General features: G+C 38.9%; 14 protein-coding genes. 1 reads left to right on the top strand and 13 read right to left on the bottom strand.

Features of this window, described 5'->3' with window-relative positions:
• Nucleotides 1-96: 96 nt before the first annotated feature.
• The 11 genes from galU to cpu_RS03495 all read right to left on the bottom strand — a co-directional run bounded on the left by galU (nucleotide 97) and on the right by cpu_RS03495 (nucleotide 11,458).
• Nucleotides 97-972, bottom strand: coding sequence for a UTP--glucose-1-phosphate uridylyltransferase GalU (galU, locus tag cpu_RS03545; protein WP_075858662.1), 876 nt, complete (start codon nucleotides 970-972; stop codon nucleotides 97-99).
• Nucleotides 973-1,035: 63 nt separating this feature from the next.
• Nucleotides 1,036-2,085 (bottom strand): iron-containing alcohol dehydrogenase family protein, encoded by a 1,050-nt coding sequence (locus cpu_RS03540; protein WP_075858661.1) that lies wholly within the window; start codon nucleotides 2,083-2,085, stop codon nucleotides 1,036-1,038.
• A gap of 10 nt (nucleotides 2,086-2,095) precedes the next feature.
• Nucleotides 2,096-2,809: a phosphocholine cytidylyltransferase family protein gene (locus tag cpu_RS03535; RefSeq protein WP_075858660.1), complete on the bottom strand. Its 714-nt coding sequence runs from the start codon at nucleotides 2,807-2,809 to the stop codon at nucleotides 2,096-2,098.
• Complete coding sequence (locus tag cpu_RS03530; protein WP_075858659.1) at nucleotides 2,809-3,540, bottom strand: WecB/TagA/CpsF family glycosyltransferase; 732 nt, start codon at nucleotides 3,538-3,540, stop codon at nucleotides 2,809-2,811. Before cpu_RS03530 ends, cpu_RS03535 begins: the two co-directional genes overlap by 1 nt.
• Nucleotides 3,541-3,545: 5 nt before the next feature.
• On the bottom strand, nucleotides 3,546-5,468 hold the full coding sequence (locus cpu_RS03525; RefSeq protein WP_075858658.1) for a DUF5693 family protein: 1,923 nt from the start codon (nucleotides 5,466-5,468) through the stop codon (nucleotides 3,546-3,548).
• A gap of 17 nt (nucleotides 5,469-5,485) precedes the next feature.
• Nucleotides 5,486-6,571, bottom strand: coding sequence for a CDP-glycerol glycerophosphotransferase family protein (locus cpu_RS03520; RefSeq protein WP_075858657.1), 1,086 nt, complete (start codon nucleotides 6,569-6,571; stop codon nucleotides 5,486-5,488).
• A gap of 70 nt (nucleotides 6,572-6,641) precedes the next feature.
• The gene (locus cpu_RS03515) at nucleotides 6,642-7,688 is read right to left on the bottom strand and encodes a glycosyltransferase family 4 protein (RefSeq protein WP_075858656.1); all 1,047 of its coding nucleotides are present in this window, start codon (nucleotides 7,686-7,688) and stop codon (nucleotides 6,642-6,644) included.
• A gap of 79 nt (nucleotides 7,689-7,767) precedes the next feature.
• Complete coding sequence (gene fabZ / locus cpu_RS03510; protein WP_075858655.1) at nucleotides 7,768-8,202, bottom strand: 3-hydroxyacyl-ACP dehydratase FabZ; 435 nt, start codon at nucleotides 8,200-8,202, stop codon at nucleotides 7,768-7,770.
• A complete protein-coding gene (locus cpu_RS03505) occupies nucleotides 8,195-9,298 on the bottom strand; it encodes a FlgD immunoglobulin-like domain containing protein (protein ID WP_075858654.1) in 1,104 nt (367 codons plus the stop codon). Before cpu_RS03505 ends, fabZ begins: the two co-directional genes overlap by 8 nt.
• Before the next feature lie 159 nt (nucleotides 9,299-9,457).
• Nucleotides 9,458-10,810, bottom strand: coding sequence for an LCP family protein (locus cpu_RS03500; RefSeq protein WP_143299296.1), 1,353 nt, complete (start codon nucleotides 10,808-10,810; stop codon nucleotides 9,458-9,460).
• Between the two features lie 180 nt (nucleotides 10,811-10,990).
• A complete protein-coding gene (locus cpu_RS03495) occupies nucleotides 10,991-11,458 on the bottom strand; it encodes an SH3 domain-containing protein (protein ID WP_075858651.1) in 468 nt (155 codons plus the stop codon).
• Nucleotides 11,459-11,590: 132 nt separating this feature from the next.
• On the opposite strand from cpu_RS03495, the gene corA reads away from it, so the two are divergent.
• Nucleotides 11,591-12,559 carry a magnesium/cobalt transporter CorA gene (gene corA / locus cpu_RS03490; protein WP_075858650.1) on the top strand — a complete coding sequence of 323 codons (969 nt, stop codon included), beginning with the start codon at nucleotides 11,591-11,593 and terminating at the stop codon, nucleotides 12,557-12,559.
• Between the two features lie 130 nt (nucleotides 12,560-12,689).
• Here corA and rd read toward each other — a convergent pair whose 3' ends face one another.
• Both rd and cpu_RS03480 read right to left on the bottom strand, forming a co-directional pair.
• Nucleotides 12,690-12,848: a rubredoxin gene (gene rd / locus cpu_RS03485; protein ID WP_075858649.1), complete on the bottom strand. Its 159-nt coding sequence runs from the start codon at nucleotides 12,846-12,848 to the stop codon at nucleotides 12,690-12,692.
• 22 nt (nucleotides 12,849-12,870) lie between these two features.
• The gene (locus cpu_RS03480) at nucleotides 12,871-13,995 is read right to left on the bottom strand and encodes an NAD(P)/FAD-dependent oxidoreductase (RefSeq protein ID WP_075858648.1); all 1,125 of its coding nucleotides are present in this window, start codon (nucleotides 13,993-13,995) and stop codon (nucleotides 12,871-12,873) included.
• Nucleotides 13,996-14,041 lie beyond the last annotated feature (46 nt).

Genomic DNA, 14,041 nt, shown 5'->3' with positions numbered 1-14,041 from the left:
AACAGTAGAGGTGATCCTATGGATGAACTCGAAAGAGCTCGATTACTAAAGGGAAGTTTCTACGGTGTGGTTTTTAGCCTACCCTTTTGGGCAGTGTTAATCTATTTCCTTTGCCACTAATTCTTTAAGATAAGCTTTAAACCCGCTGGCCAGCTCCTCCCGGTCCAGGGCAAATTCCACGGTCGCTTTTAAAAAGCCAAGTTTGTCGCCCACATCATAGCGCATACCTTCATACACATAACCATATATTGGCTTTACCTGACACAGCATTCTTAAAGCATCGGTCAGTTGAATTTCGCCTCCGGCTCCGGGAGGAGTTTTTTCTAAGAAATCAAAAATCTCCGGCTCGATAATATAGCGGCCCATCACCGCCAGGTTGGAAGGTGCTTCTTCGGGTTTGGGTTTTTCAACCAAGTCCTGGACCCGATAGAGCCGCTCTCCGGCATACTCTGCCTTTAAAATTCCGTACTTGCTTGCATCCTGAGGCTCTACTTCCTGTACGGCCACGATACTTCCTTCCACTTTTTCATAAAGATCAATCATTTGCTTTAAGACCGGAGTTCTAGCTTTCATCAAGTCGTCACCCAGTAAAACCGCAAAAGGTTCATTGCCAATAAATTTGCGGGCACAGTAAATGGCATGTCCAAGCCCTAGAGGCTCTTTTTGCCGGACGTAGTGGATATCCACCATATTGCCAATGGAGCGGACAATCTCCAAAAGGTCGTCTTTCCCTCTCTTTTCTAAATACATTTCTAATTCCGGGGATTTATCAAAATGGTCTTCAATGGCCCGTTTGTTTTTACCGGTGACAATTAAGATGTCCTCAATACCAGAAGCTACCGCTTCTTCTACGATATACTGAATTGTAGGTTTATCAACAATGGGCAGCATTTCTTTAGGCTGAGCCTTGGTTGCCGGTAAAAATCTAACTCCCAATCCAGCTGCAGGAATGATGGCTTTTTTGATTTTCAAATCGCCTACCCCCTCGAAAAAATTTTTAACCCTCCACTTAGTAATTATAATAAATTTACCTTATTATGGCAAATTCCCATACACTGCATCATAAACTTCACCGGCCGTCTTTAATATATCTTCATTTAAAATTGTATAACGTTCAGGGCGCATGCCTGGTGCTAAATTAACCGCCTCTAAAAACTGTTCTCTTGTTAAACCTAAACTTTCCGGTGAGGCTTTAAGCCCAAATTTTTTAAAAAAGTTTAATAATCCTTCTAAATTCTGGCGCTGGAGCTTTGCAGTAAATAAGGCTGCAACTCCCACCTGTTCACCGTGAAGGGCCGGTCGTTCATATAATTTATCTAAAGCATGGCTAATTAAATGTTCGGCGCCACTGGCAGGCCGGCTGGTCCCAGTAATAGCCATGGCAATCCCGGATAAAACCAAGCCTTCGGCTAAAAGCCTTAAAAAATCAAGTTCCCAGATACTTTTACCGGTATAATTTAAAACTGAATACACTGCTTTTTCCGAAAGCATATAAGCAAAACCGTCCATCCTATCTCTGCCCCGCCGGCAGGCAATTTCCCAGTCGGCAAGCGCCGTAATATTGGAGATTAAGTCGCCAATACCAGCTTTTATAAGACGCTCGGGAGAATTTTTAACCACTGCCAGATCAACCAGCACCCCAATCGGCATATTAACCCCAATACTTCTAAGCTTATCTCCATCCCGGATTACCGCCACCGGGCTCACTACTCCGTCGTTGGCCAGGGTGGTGGGAAAGGTTATTAGAGGTAGTAACTTTTCCGTGGCAACCACTTTGGCTACATCAATAACCCGCCCCCCGCCAACTGCAACTAAAAGGTCGGGGTTTACCCCATTAATTTTTTCTTTTAAGTTATTTATTTCTCCTAAAGAATTATCAGCTATATAGTAAAACTGAAATTTAGGAGCCTGAAAGCCTTCGGCCACTTCCCGGGCAACTATACGAGTGTTTTCCCCACCGGTAATAAAAAGGGGGTTTTCAAAATAGAAATTACTCTCCCGGATGACAGTTTTTAAAGAATAGCGAAGATTTTCCTCGATTCTAATAAAAAGCGGTAAACTTATAAAACGGTTAAAAAGCGGCATAGAAATCCCCTTACCAGTTTATTTTTTGGGCTATTTCCCGGGCATATTCTAAATCTTTAAAATCATCAATTTCCGTCCATAAATAACCTTTGGTGGATACGGGACGAATTTTTAACTCTGGTAGAAGCGTATTTAAAGCCGTTTCATACCAGCCATTTATTTCGCCATTCTCCACCATTTCGTTACAGCGGGTAATAACCTTTTGGGCCGTATTGCTACCAAACCTTAATATTCCTATATATTCCCCATGAGCTTTTTTGGGATCTACTTTTTTGCTAATATGGGTTATAAAGCCGTTTTCAATTACTACTTTCATATCTTCTTCATCTAAGGGGTTAACGTCATCAACAACCAATACGTCGGGGTAATTTTCGCGCACAAGCTCTTCTAATATTTCCGGTGCAAATACTACATCGGAATTAAAAAGGATAAAGCCGTCGTTTAAATATTCTTTTAATAAGGCAACCGAATAAACATTATTTTTGGTAGCATAATCAGGATTTTCTATTAAATTCACCCCAGAAGGTAGTACTTTTTTTAACGCCTCTATCTGGTAGCCTCCTACCACATAAATATCTTCCGGTACAATACCCTGTTTTAAGGCTTCCTCAATTTGTTTTTGGATGATCGTTTTCCCGTTAACTTCCACCATTGCTTTTGGCCGGTCGGCAGTTAAAGGATAAAGTCTACTTCCAACCCCGGCTGCTAAAATAACTAATTTCACTAATCCTTCCTCCCTCTTAATTTGTAATCCACAAAAACCTTTAGGGCAAATTTAGGTAAGACAATCATCCGCTTATACCGCCATGGCTCCTGGATTAGCCGCCAGAGCCATTCTAGACCCGCCTTTTGCATAAATTCCGGTGCTCGCTTAGATACTCCCGCCCAAACATCAAAACTGCCGCCAACACCCACTGCCACTAAAGGTTGGGGGGATTTAGAAAGCAAATTCCTGATAAAGATTTCTTGCCTTGGAAATCCCATTCCTACCAGCACAAGTTCGGGTTTACTATTAATTATTTGCTCAATCTTTTCCTCTTCCTTTTCAAAGTAGCCGTTTTCAATCCCTACAATTTCCGTGGTATTATTAACCTCCAATAACTTAATTGCAGCTTTTTCGGCAACACCCGGCTTTGCTCCAATTAAGTATACTTTTAAATTATCTTTTTTTCTCACGATTTCTTCGGCCAGTTCAATGCCAGGTACCCTTTCTTTAAATTCCTGGCCTTTTATTTTTCCAGCTAAAACAATCCCTATACCATCGGGTAAAATTAAATCAGCACTTTTTATTATCTTACTTAGATTTGGATTATTTAAAGCCGCATAAATCATTTCCGGATTTATGGTTATAATATGGGTTTTTTTTGGCTCCTCAATTAACTTTATTACAGCGTCGACAGCTTCTTTTAAACTTAAGTTTGCTACAGGAAAATCATAAATTTTTATAAAAGACATCAAAATCACCTTGACGATTTTTTAATTAAATTTAAAGCCAATAAATTAAAACCTATTAATAAAATTCCTAAAAGGACTCCTAATAACAATCCGTTTCCGGCTCTAATTAAACTCACCCAGAGAGGGTCGTATTGGTGGGAAAAGGTGTTTATAACTGTAACCGGGGCTAAACTACCAACCACCAAGGCAAGATAACGAAATTCCCTTCGACTTTTGGTCCAAAGTCCCCACAAGAGCAAAGGATAACCGATAGCAAATTCTTTAAATCTTGGCCTTACATAAAGGTATTTATTTAATAAAGTACGAAGTTTTATTTCTCCAGGCAATACCAGCGTGTCCGAAGCATTTCCTGTACGCAGGAGATAATAAGCTCCAACTCCAAACACAATTATAATTGCAAACAATTGCCATAGTTTTAATTCTAAACCCAAATAATCAAAAACCACTTGTTTTAGACTTTTTTCACGAACTAACAAAATCTTAGCCGCATAGATGGCATATAAGAGCACTGGTAGGAGAAAAGATAATTTTACACCCCGAAACAAATCAGCATGAACAAAGTAATTATTTCCGGTTAAAAAAGCTGATATTGTAAAACCGCCAAAGACACTAACTAAAATAATACCAATAACGGAAATCAAAGCCCTAATAAGCGATTTTGAGTTTCTAATATCTATACTTAATAATGCAATTAAAGGATATAAGATAGAAGCGCCAAAAGCACAAAGCTTAAAGTAAAAATCGTAATTTAATTTAAAGAAACCTATACCCACCAAAAGTGCCAACAAGGTTAAAATTGTAGAGGTCTTTTTGTCTAAAAGATTAAATAAAGTTAGCGAATACCCGAATAAGATAATTAACAAAATAGACAACAGGAGTTTTTCGTTTTTCTTTTCCGGTACTTTTTCTATAGGAGCCACTGGCACAAATTTATAGTTTAAGCTTTTCATCACCTCAAAGGTATTAGAAACTTCCGTTTCAAAAGCTAAAACCGTTGTCTTACTTAGTTCTTTATTAGGTATTTTAAAAACAATAGCTCTATTTCTTCGGTCTCTAATGCCAATTTTTAGACTTTCTATTTTTTCATCAGGATTTGCTAAAATATTAGCCCCTTCAACATTATTTATTGTTACCTGCCGTACCCGGAATACCGGAAGTTTGGTTTGATTTACAATTGCATTTACTTGAGGCTGTTCAATACCATCTAAGAGACCGATTCTAAAGTGTTCTTTTAAAAAAGCTTTAGTAAAATCTTTTGTATATTTACTGTTTTCCGGTAAATTTTTATCAGCAAAAACAACCTTGGGAGCCGCAGAAAAGTTTTTTAGATAAGTAACATAACTTTTTACTTCTTTTTCCTCTCCAATACTCCATTGGGGTACAAAAAGGAGCAAATCTAAATTATTGTTTTGAGCAAAGGAAAGGGCTTCAGGATTAAAACCCAATAATAACTTATCGGAACTGTCATAGGGAAAGTAAATTTTAAGCAGGTACTTACCTTTTATTTGTTGCAGTTGGTTTTTAACACTCCTCGCATTTAACACTTGGGTAACGGAATTTATTATGTTTTTATTCCTGGTAATTAAGTAAGTATAAGGGTACTTTGGCTCAATAAAGTCTTTTAAATCCGGATAGTTTTCAATTACTTTTACCCCCGATAAAAGAACAGCTTCCTGATTAAATACTTCCGAACCGCTTCCATTTTCTTCATATAAAGCAAGGCCCACAAAGCCTAATTTTTTTAATTTGTTTATAGTTTGCTCTGGAGATAAACCCCAAGAGGTACTTAGATTTAAAAGAGTTTCATAATCCAAATAAAATCCTGTTTCTTTTTTCTTATCTTCGGCAAAACGCGGGGGCAAAATGACTACCGAAACAGTAAAGGTAAGTAAAAGTAAAATCGCCAAAATTATTCTCCCACTTTTCATTTAAAACCCCACCTTAACTAAAATATTTTATTTAAAAAACCATAAATTTTTTTATTGCGTATAAGCTTTGGTAAGGAAATTTGTTCAAATTGCTTTATTAATTGAACTTTACCCGGAGGAAGACGTTTTTCTTTTGTTAAAAATTCAAGAAGAGTATCGGCAATAAGTTTACCTGAATTTCCCTCAATATTGCTAAAAATTTTGGGCTTTATCTCCTCCCTTTTACTTAAAAAAGCATCGTGGTGTAATATTTCTTCTAGTTTTTCGCGTATCTTCCCAGGTTCATCTACTTGCAGGCAATAACCCCGGATGACGTTTTCTAAACTCTCCTTAGAACTAAGCGTTTCCGGTATATCAGGTAAATTAAGTAATAGCAATTTTTTTCCTGCAAGCACCGCATCAAAGATTGCCCCCGAATAATCGGAAATTACCACATTAGCAATTTTTAAAAGACTTAATAAATCAGAGGATTCATCGAGGATAATCAATTTATTTTCTCCCGAAACTTTTAGTCCATGATGGAGCTTTGCTATTACAAAATAATCTTCACTTAAATCTTCCAGGGCTTTTTGGTAAGCCGGCCAGGAAGATAGTTCACCATAGGTGGGTAAATAAAGTATTATTGGTCGCCCCTTAGCTTGGTCTTTTAGTCTGCTCTCTTCTACTTCCCCCTTAAACCAACGGTCAAATTTCGGGTTCCCTGCTTTCACCACCGGCGCATAAAAGGAAAGTTTCTTTGCATCGTATTCCCCATAGACAAAAATTAAATCAAAAAAGATATTCCACCAGGCATAATTCCAACCATCTTTAGCTAAGCCATAGACCAGACGTAAATGATGTGCTTCGGGTTTTAACCGGTAAACCGTTGGAAAGAAAAAAGGGCCTAAAAATACTTTAATATTTTCTTTAATTAAATTTTGTTCATTTTTATCGGTCATCTGCCAAAAGTCGATCCCTTTTTCTTTTAAGAAGCTTCTTGCTTCCCGGACATTGCGGATGTATCCCTCGGTTAAAATAATCTTGTAATCGCTTTTGTTTAAATGTTTCATAATTGGTTCGTATAAAGTATAGTGAAATTTAGTATTAATTAAAAATCCAATCATGACGCCGCCTCCAAATTAAATATCCACCCTCATTAGGGTGGACTGGTAAAAGTTTTCTTATTAATTATTTTTAATTATTTATTATTGTTTTCTCTTTACCTAGATTTTCCCCTAACACCCCTATCTTTTGGGCACCATAGGTTATTGCCAAAAGAATTACAACAATAAGCAATACCGCTTGAGTAAAGGTCAAAAGATTTACATACAAGGCAACAATCCCCAGGAAGATATTTAAAAGGTAAATAATCAAAACAGTTTTTCTTTGGGAGTAGCCTAATTCTAAAATGCAATGGTGTAAGTGTCCTTTATCGGGTTTAAAAATCGGACGGCCTGCAAAAAACCTCCTGATAATGGCAAATAAAGTATCAAAAATAGGAATAGCCATAACTAAAACTGGAATAAAAATAGAAATGAGTGTTGGGCTTTTAGCTGTACCCATTACCGATAAAATTCCAAGGCAATAACCTAAAAACATGGAGCCGGTATCGCCTAAAAAAATCTTGGCAGGATTAAAATTATATCTTAAAAAGGCAAGAGAACCTCCCACTAAAGCCGCTGCAGCATAAAAAGCAGTTGCATTTCCCCTCGTTAATGCGGCAATACCAATAAAAACTGCAGAAATAGCGGCAGTTCCAGAGGCTAATCCATCAAGTCCATCAATTAAATTAATGGCATTAATGATTGCTACTATCCAGAAAATAGTTAAAAGATAAGAAGCATCTCCCAGCCAAATTAAACCGCCAAAGGGATTGGTAATGTAATTTACCTTTATCCCAAAAGCCACCGGGATAATTGCTGCAAATATTTGCCCTAGTAACTTTATTTTGGGGTTTAAGCTAAAAATATCATCTAAAATTCCAAATAATATTAAAATAATGCTACCGGCCAAAATTGCCAGGATTTTTTGGTCTATTGGCAACATTAATAAAATTGAAATTGTAAAACTTAAAAAAATTGCCAAGCCCCCCATTCTGGGGATTGGGGCCTTATGAATTTTCCTGGCATCAGGTATGTCTAACGCCCCAAGTTTCACCGCTACCTTTTTGGCTACAGGCGTTAAAATTAAAGTTAAAATAAACGCTATAGCGAATATCTCAATAGTTTTTATAATTAACATTTAAACCATCCCCATATTAAAAATAAGCCCTATAGTTTATTTTAGCACTTTCTTTTTATTTCTCAATAGAAATATTTTCTTAAGCAAGGGCAAATAACATTTCTGCCTCGACAACTACCTCGCCGCTAACCTTACCGAAACCTTTAGCTTTCCCCAGGGAACCTTTTATTTTTAAAAGCTCTACTTCAAAAACCACCTGATCTCCCGGTAGTACCGGTTTTCGAAACCGGGCAGCATCAATTCCTGCAAACATAGGAAGTTTTCCTTTAAATCTTTCATCCATTAAAATTGCCACAGCCCCTACCTGGGCCATGGCCTCTAATAAAAGAACCCCAGGCATAATAGGCCGTCCAGGGAAGTGCCCCTGAAAGAAAGGTTCATTGATTGTTACATTTTTGATCCCCACCGCTTTTTGCCCTGGCAAAACCTCAAGAATCTTGTCCACCAGCAAAAAAGGATACCGGTGGGGTAGAATATTCATAACCTCGATAATATCTCCTTTCTCGTTAGCCATTATTTCTCGTTAACACCCCTTTAAAAATAATTTTCTTTTCTACAATATTATTTAACCGGTTTTCAATTTCTTTAATATCAGTAGTTTTTAACACCGGATAAGCGTAAATGATATCTCCCTGACCAATTTCATTAACCAAGTGGTAATTTACCAGAACTTGATATTTAATGCCGCTTTGCCTGACTGCTTCCATATTTAAAGAATTATTTTGATTTACTTTCCAGAAAAATCCTTCTACACCGGTACTAAGATTTTTTCCCACCTTATCTCTTGCGGTATTAACATCATTAATTATCCGGCTTTTATACTGCTCTATCGATTCCCCTGATTTTTGCCTCCAAAAACCGTTATTAGAAATTTTATCCCCTTCAATCCCAAATTCAGCCAGTCCCAGCTGACTGACCGCCCGTACTTCTTCCCAGGTCATCATTTCCGGCCGAACGCCTATATAGCCCGTTATGAGAAATAAACTAAAAGGCATGTCATAGGATTTTAGTAATCCTGCCCCTTCGTTAAAAAATCCTTTATATCCGTCAATAAAAATTAAACCCACCGGTTTTTCGGGAGGTAAACTCCTCTCACTTATATAATCAGCTATTTTGCTGGCTGTAACCGTCTCATAACCCCCTTCTTTAATTAATTCCAGAATCCGGTCAAGGGTTTGGGGATAGACGGCATAAATATTTTTATCATCCACCCCAGGAGGTCTGATATCATGAAACAAAAACACCGGTATGTGGTATAGTTCAGCTTCTACTTCAAAGCGGTATTTTTTATCGGTTAATAAATTGCCGTCATCGTCTTTTCCATCCCAGGTTACTTCATTAGTCCCTTTTTTAATAACAGCTAAGTTAATTTCCCGGACTAGATCGTTAACTTCATTATAGATCTTGAGCTTACCCCTGGCAAAAACCGGCGAATTAAAGTAGATTTTAACTGAAGTATTTTTAGGACCAAAACCAATTATTTTAAAAATCTTTAAATCTTCAGGGGTAAAAAAGTCAAAAGCATCGCCTTCAATGAAAAAAACTCCTATAGAAAATATCACAACAAATATAATTAATTGGAGAAAAATAATTTTTAACCAGAATCTCATTTTTACCCCCAGGTTTTAAACAAAACATAATAATTTTATATTCAACATTTTAAGCTTTTTCCCTGCTTTTTACTGCTCAGGTTCAATGATAATACTATTAACCCTAAATCAGGATGATAACGAAAAGCGTAATCTTTTTCACCTATCTCCCCCGGAGGATTAGTTGTTATAGGTCTCCCCGGTGGTAGTTTCAGTATTACTGTTAAGCGGGGGCACTTGTTGCTCTGCAGGCGGGGAATAACCGACGGGACTATTTTGATAGATAGTCCCGTCGGTGGTATTATTTGAGTTACCAGGTGGAGTAGTTTGGGGCTCGCTGCTGTTTTGGGTTGGAGGGGGTGTGGTATTGGGAAGATTTTCCGAGTTTGAAGCGGGAGGCGTATTGCCGCTACCGGTGTTCTTGGAATTATCTCTTGGATTTTGTTGGTAAGTGTTATCATTTGTAGTAGGTTTTTCATGATATTTATTTGTAGTTGAAGGCTTGGAAGTCTTAACGGTTTGTTTCTTTTTTACAATTTTAATCCCCGCGTTTTCTTCCTTGGTACCAAGAACTATATTTTGTTCTACTTGGCCTTCAAACAGCATATCTACTAATTTTTTGGCAGCTTCTAAATCCGCCTGCCAGTAGCTAATACCATTATAGTTATAGAAATACCCTGGTAGGGTCTGGGTAATAATGCTGTCTTTATTAAGCTCCCGGCTAAAGGCAAGAAGGGACATCATGTCTTTGGTGGACATATCGGTTTCTACCATTTGGATAACTTCCGGTACAAGTTTGGGAAGCTTTAAAATTGTTCCCGGCTGCAGAACCTGCTCGGCTAAAGCTTTTAAGAATTTTTGCTGTCTTTGGGTCCGACTTATGTCCCCCAATGCATCACTTCTAAAGCGAACATACATTAATGCTTTTTCTCCATCTAAGTGCTGAAGACCCTTTTTAAGATTTATGGTGTAAGGGTATTCATCGGCGTGATACATATTTTTTTCCACATCAATGGTGACTCCACCCAAAGTGTCAATTACCTTTTTAAAGTCTTCAAAGTTCACTAACATGTAGTAATCAATCGGCTTCCCTAAAAGCTCGGAAACCATTTGCTTGGTTAAGTCTACCCCGCCTATGACGTGGGCAGCGTTTATTTTATCCCAGCCGTGACCTGGAATATTCACCCGGGTGTCCCGGGGAATAGAAACCAAAACTACTTTTTTTAGTTGACTATCAATACTGGCAAAAATAATTGTATCGGTCCTCTCATTTCGGTTTTTACTATGGCGGTCGTCAACCCCTAAGAGAAGGATATTTACCCGGCCAGGCTTTTCACTGGCTACAGCCACATTATCACCCTGGGCCCTTGGCGGAGAAAAAACGTCATTCATGGTATAATAAAAATACGCAAAAGCAATACCTGCAACTAAAAACAGTGCTAAAATCGTCACTAACACAATTTTTCTCCGCCGCATTTTCTTTTTTGCTATCTTCTTTTGTACCCTTTCTATTGCCGGATCCAAATTTCTCACCTCGTTTCCTCATTTATTTTACTTTATTTTAAATGCTTCCACAATATTAAAATATTAGGAAAAAAGAAAAAAGCGGAAAGGAAATTATCCCTTCCGCCATTTTTAAATTTATTCTCCAAAATAATAGGCGGGAGTTCCGGTAGCCATAGGACCACTTTGGTCTGGTTTGCAAGGGGGTATTTACTGAAGTTTAACGTAGCTTTTACTTACATAGCCGTATGCCCCAGTGGGGGTTTTGACATAATACCAAGTACTGTTAGATTTATTAAGGTAAACGGTCAAACGAGTATTTTTGGATAATTTGGTAATAACATTGGTACTAAGTATTTGTGGTGTTTTCCGTAAATAAAGTTTATCGACAGTTACAATTCCTGTCTTTGTAGTGGTTGTAGTGGTTGTAGTGGTGGAAGGCTTAGGTGCCGATAGTTCAGCTATTTTTTTCTCTAAAGCGGCAATGCGAGCTTGCAGGTCATATACCTGGTCGGTAACTGCTTTTATTTGTTTATCCACATAACTTTTGGCTACCAGTGGATCCTGGGGAGAACCGGGTATAACGCCATCATTTTGGGCTAAGATTTTTCCTCCAACGAAGAACCCGGTTCCAAAAGCAATTATTAAGCCCAAAATCACATAAATGCCTTTTTTCAAGAAAACCACCGCCTTAAATCGTTTTAACTATATTTTATCACTTTTTCGGTGGATTTGTCCAAAAAAACTGGCAAATTACTGTTATTCCTTCTATAATAAATTATGGAGATTTCGGCCAAAGGGGGTGGAAAAATGATAAAAACTTATTACTATAACCACAAAACAAATTCTATGGAGCACGATGTGGATTTAGCCAAACTTCCTGAGCTTTTAGCAGATCCGGAAAGTATGCTGTGGGTAGATCTGTACAACTTTGAGGAAAAAGAGCTTTATTACCTTGCCCGCATCTTTGATTTTCACGAATTGACGGTCGAAGACTGTTTGACTTTCAGCCCCCGGGCCAAAGTGGACAAGTATGAAAATTATTATTTCTTCCTTCTCCATGCCCTGCGTTACGACGAAGAGCAGGAAGAAGAAATTCTTTTAGTCCAGCTGGGCGTATATTTTGGACCAAATTTTATCGTTACTGTCCATAAAAGCACTCTGCCCAGCCTGGGAAGACTTGCCCTGGTCTGCCGGAGAAGTACCGAAATATGCGTAAAGGGAGCCGAGTATTTTCTTTACTCAATTATTGACGGCATTGTAGATGAGTATTTCCCAATTTTAGAACAGGTAACAAACCGGATTGAAGACCTTGAAGATGAAATTTACGAACAACCAAATAGGGAAATTACCGATGAATTCATCGATTTAAAGCGGACAATTTTAGCTATCCGCCGGGCAATTTCTCACCAAAAAAGAATCTTTGGCAACTTAATCCGTCCACCTTTTCCGTTAAGCGAAGAAATAAAACCTTATTTTTCCGACTTAGCCGACCATTTAGAGCGGGCTACCGATTCGGTAGACAGTCAGCGGGATATGCTTGATCAAATCTTAATGACTTATAACTCAATTATTACCACCCGTACCAACGAAACCATGCGGGTCTTAACGATTATCTCTACCATTTTCATGCCGCTAACCTTCGTCACCGGCTTTTTTGGGATGAACGTTCCCTTTCCGGCACAAAATCATTTTATTTCCACCGGATTTATCACCGCGGGTTTAGTTGCCATTTCCTACGGCATGGTGCGGTGGTTTAAGTACAAGAAATGGATGTAAGAACAGTGGTTTAGTAGAAGTTTGAGGTTGGAAAAAATACAATGCTGGCTGAAGCCAGCCCTACCATATTAGAGAACGCCTTGATGTAAGAAAAAAAGCTGCGTACTATAGAGCACGCAGCTTTTTTAGCTTACATTTTCTCAAAAGCATCTTTGTCGGCGCCACAGTCCGGGCATACCCAGTCCGCCGGTAAATTTTCAAAAGGCGTTCCCGGTGCAATGCCCTGAGAATCATCCCCTACCGCTGGATCATATACATACCCACAAATGGTGCATACATATTTGTCCATTCCAATACCTCCCATAATATTTTTAGGAAAAAAGCTTTCTTACTTCATTTACAAGTTTAACATCTCCAATTAAAAGTGCCCCTACCAATTTCCCATCCTGGTAGTAATATTTAATGAAATTATCTCCCTGATCTTCCCGGCGGGAAGTAACCCCTTCACCAGATACCGTTCCAATACTAAAAACGGTTTTCCCAAATACTTTTAACACATTTTGCGGAGGGATAGGATTATAAACTTTTGACGCTCCGGCAGCATTGGCTCCGGCAATTTTCCCCTGCTCCATTGCTACTGGCCATATTCCCGGCATCTGCCCCTCAAACTCTGCTACATCGCCGGCAGCATAAATATTTTCCCGGGAAGTCACCATGTATTTATTTACGATGATTCCCCGATTTACGCCAAGGGAAAGCATGTTGGCCACTTCCAAGTACGGTCGAACGCCGGTAGAAAAAATTACCATATCGGCAGGAATTTCACTTCCGTCCTTAAACACTATTTTTTCTACTCGTTCTACACCTTCAATCCGATCTAGATCTTTGGCAAGATAAAGCTCTACCCCTGAAGTCTTGGCGGCATTTGCTAAAATCTCTGAACCTTCCTGATCCACCTGCCGAGGTAACAGGCGGTCGTTATGTTCAACGACCCCTACTTCTATCCCCCTTTTGCCAAGGTAGTAGGCTACTTCTAAGCCTAAAACTCCTCCGCCGATAACCTGAGCTTTTTTGGCGCTTCCCGCTTTATCTCGAATAGCTTTTAAATCCTCTAAGTTCCTTAAGGTGTATACCCCAGCAAGGTTTGAACCAGTTACCGGAGGCTTAAAGGCATAGCTTCCGGTAGTTAAAACCAGGCGGTCAAAAGGAATTATTGTTCCGTCGTGGAGGGTTAATTCCCGGGACTCCAAGCGAGCACCAGTTACCTTTTTCCCCAGGATTACTTTTATTTTCCGTTCCTCATACCAGGAAGGGGGGTGAAGGAGTAAGCTTTCTTCATCCAGCTCCCCGCTTAAATATTCCGAAAGCTTTAGGCGGTAATAGGGATAATAATTCTCCTCTGAAATAAGGGTGACCTCCGCTGCATCACTAACCTCCCGGGCAGCTGTAGCTGCGGATACCCCGGCAATTCCTCCACCGATAATCACAATTTTCATTTTATCGACCTCACTGTGCAAGCAGCTTCCTACCGCTGCTTGTTTT

The organism is Carboxydothermus pertinax, from assembly GCF_001950255.1.
Lineage (GTDB): Bacteria > Bacillota > Z-2901 > Carboxydothermales > Carboxydothermaceae > Carboxydothermus > Carboxydothermus pertinax.
This window is presented reverse-complemented; position numbering and strand designations above follow the sequence as displayed.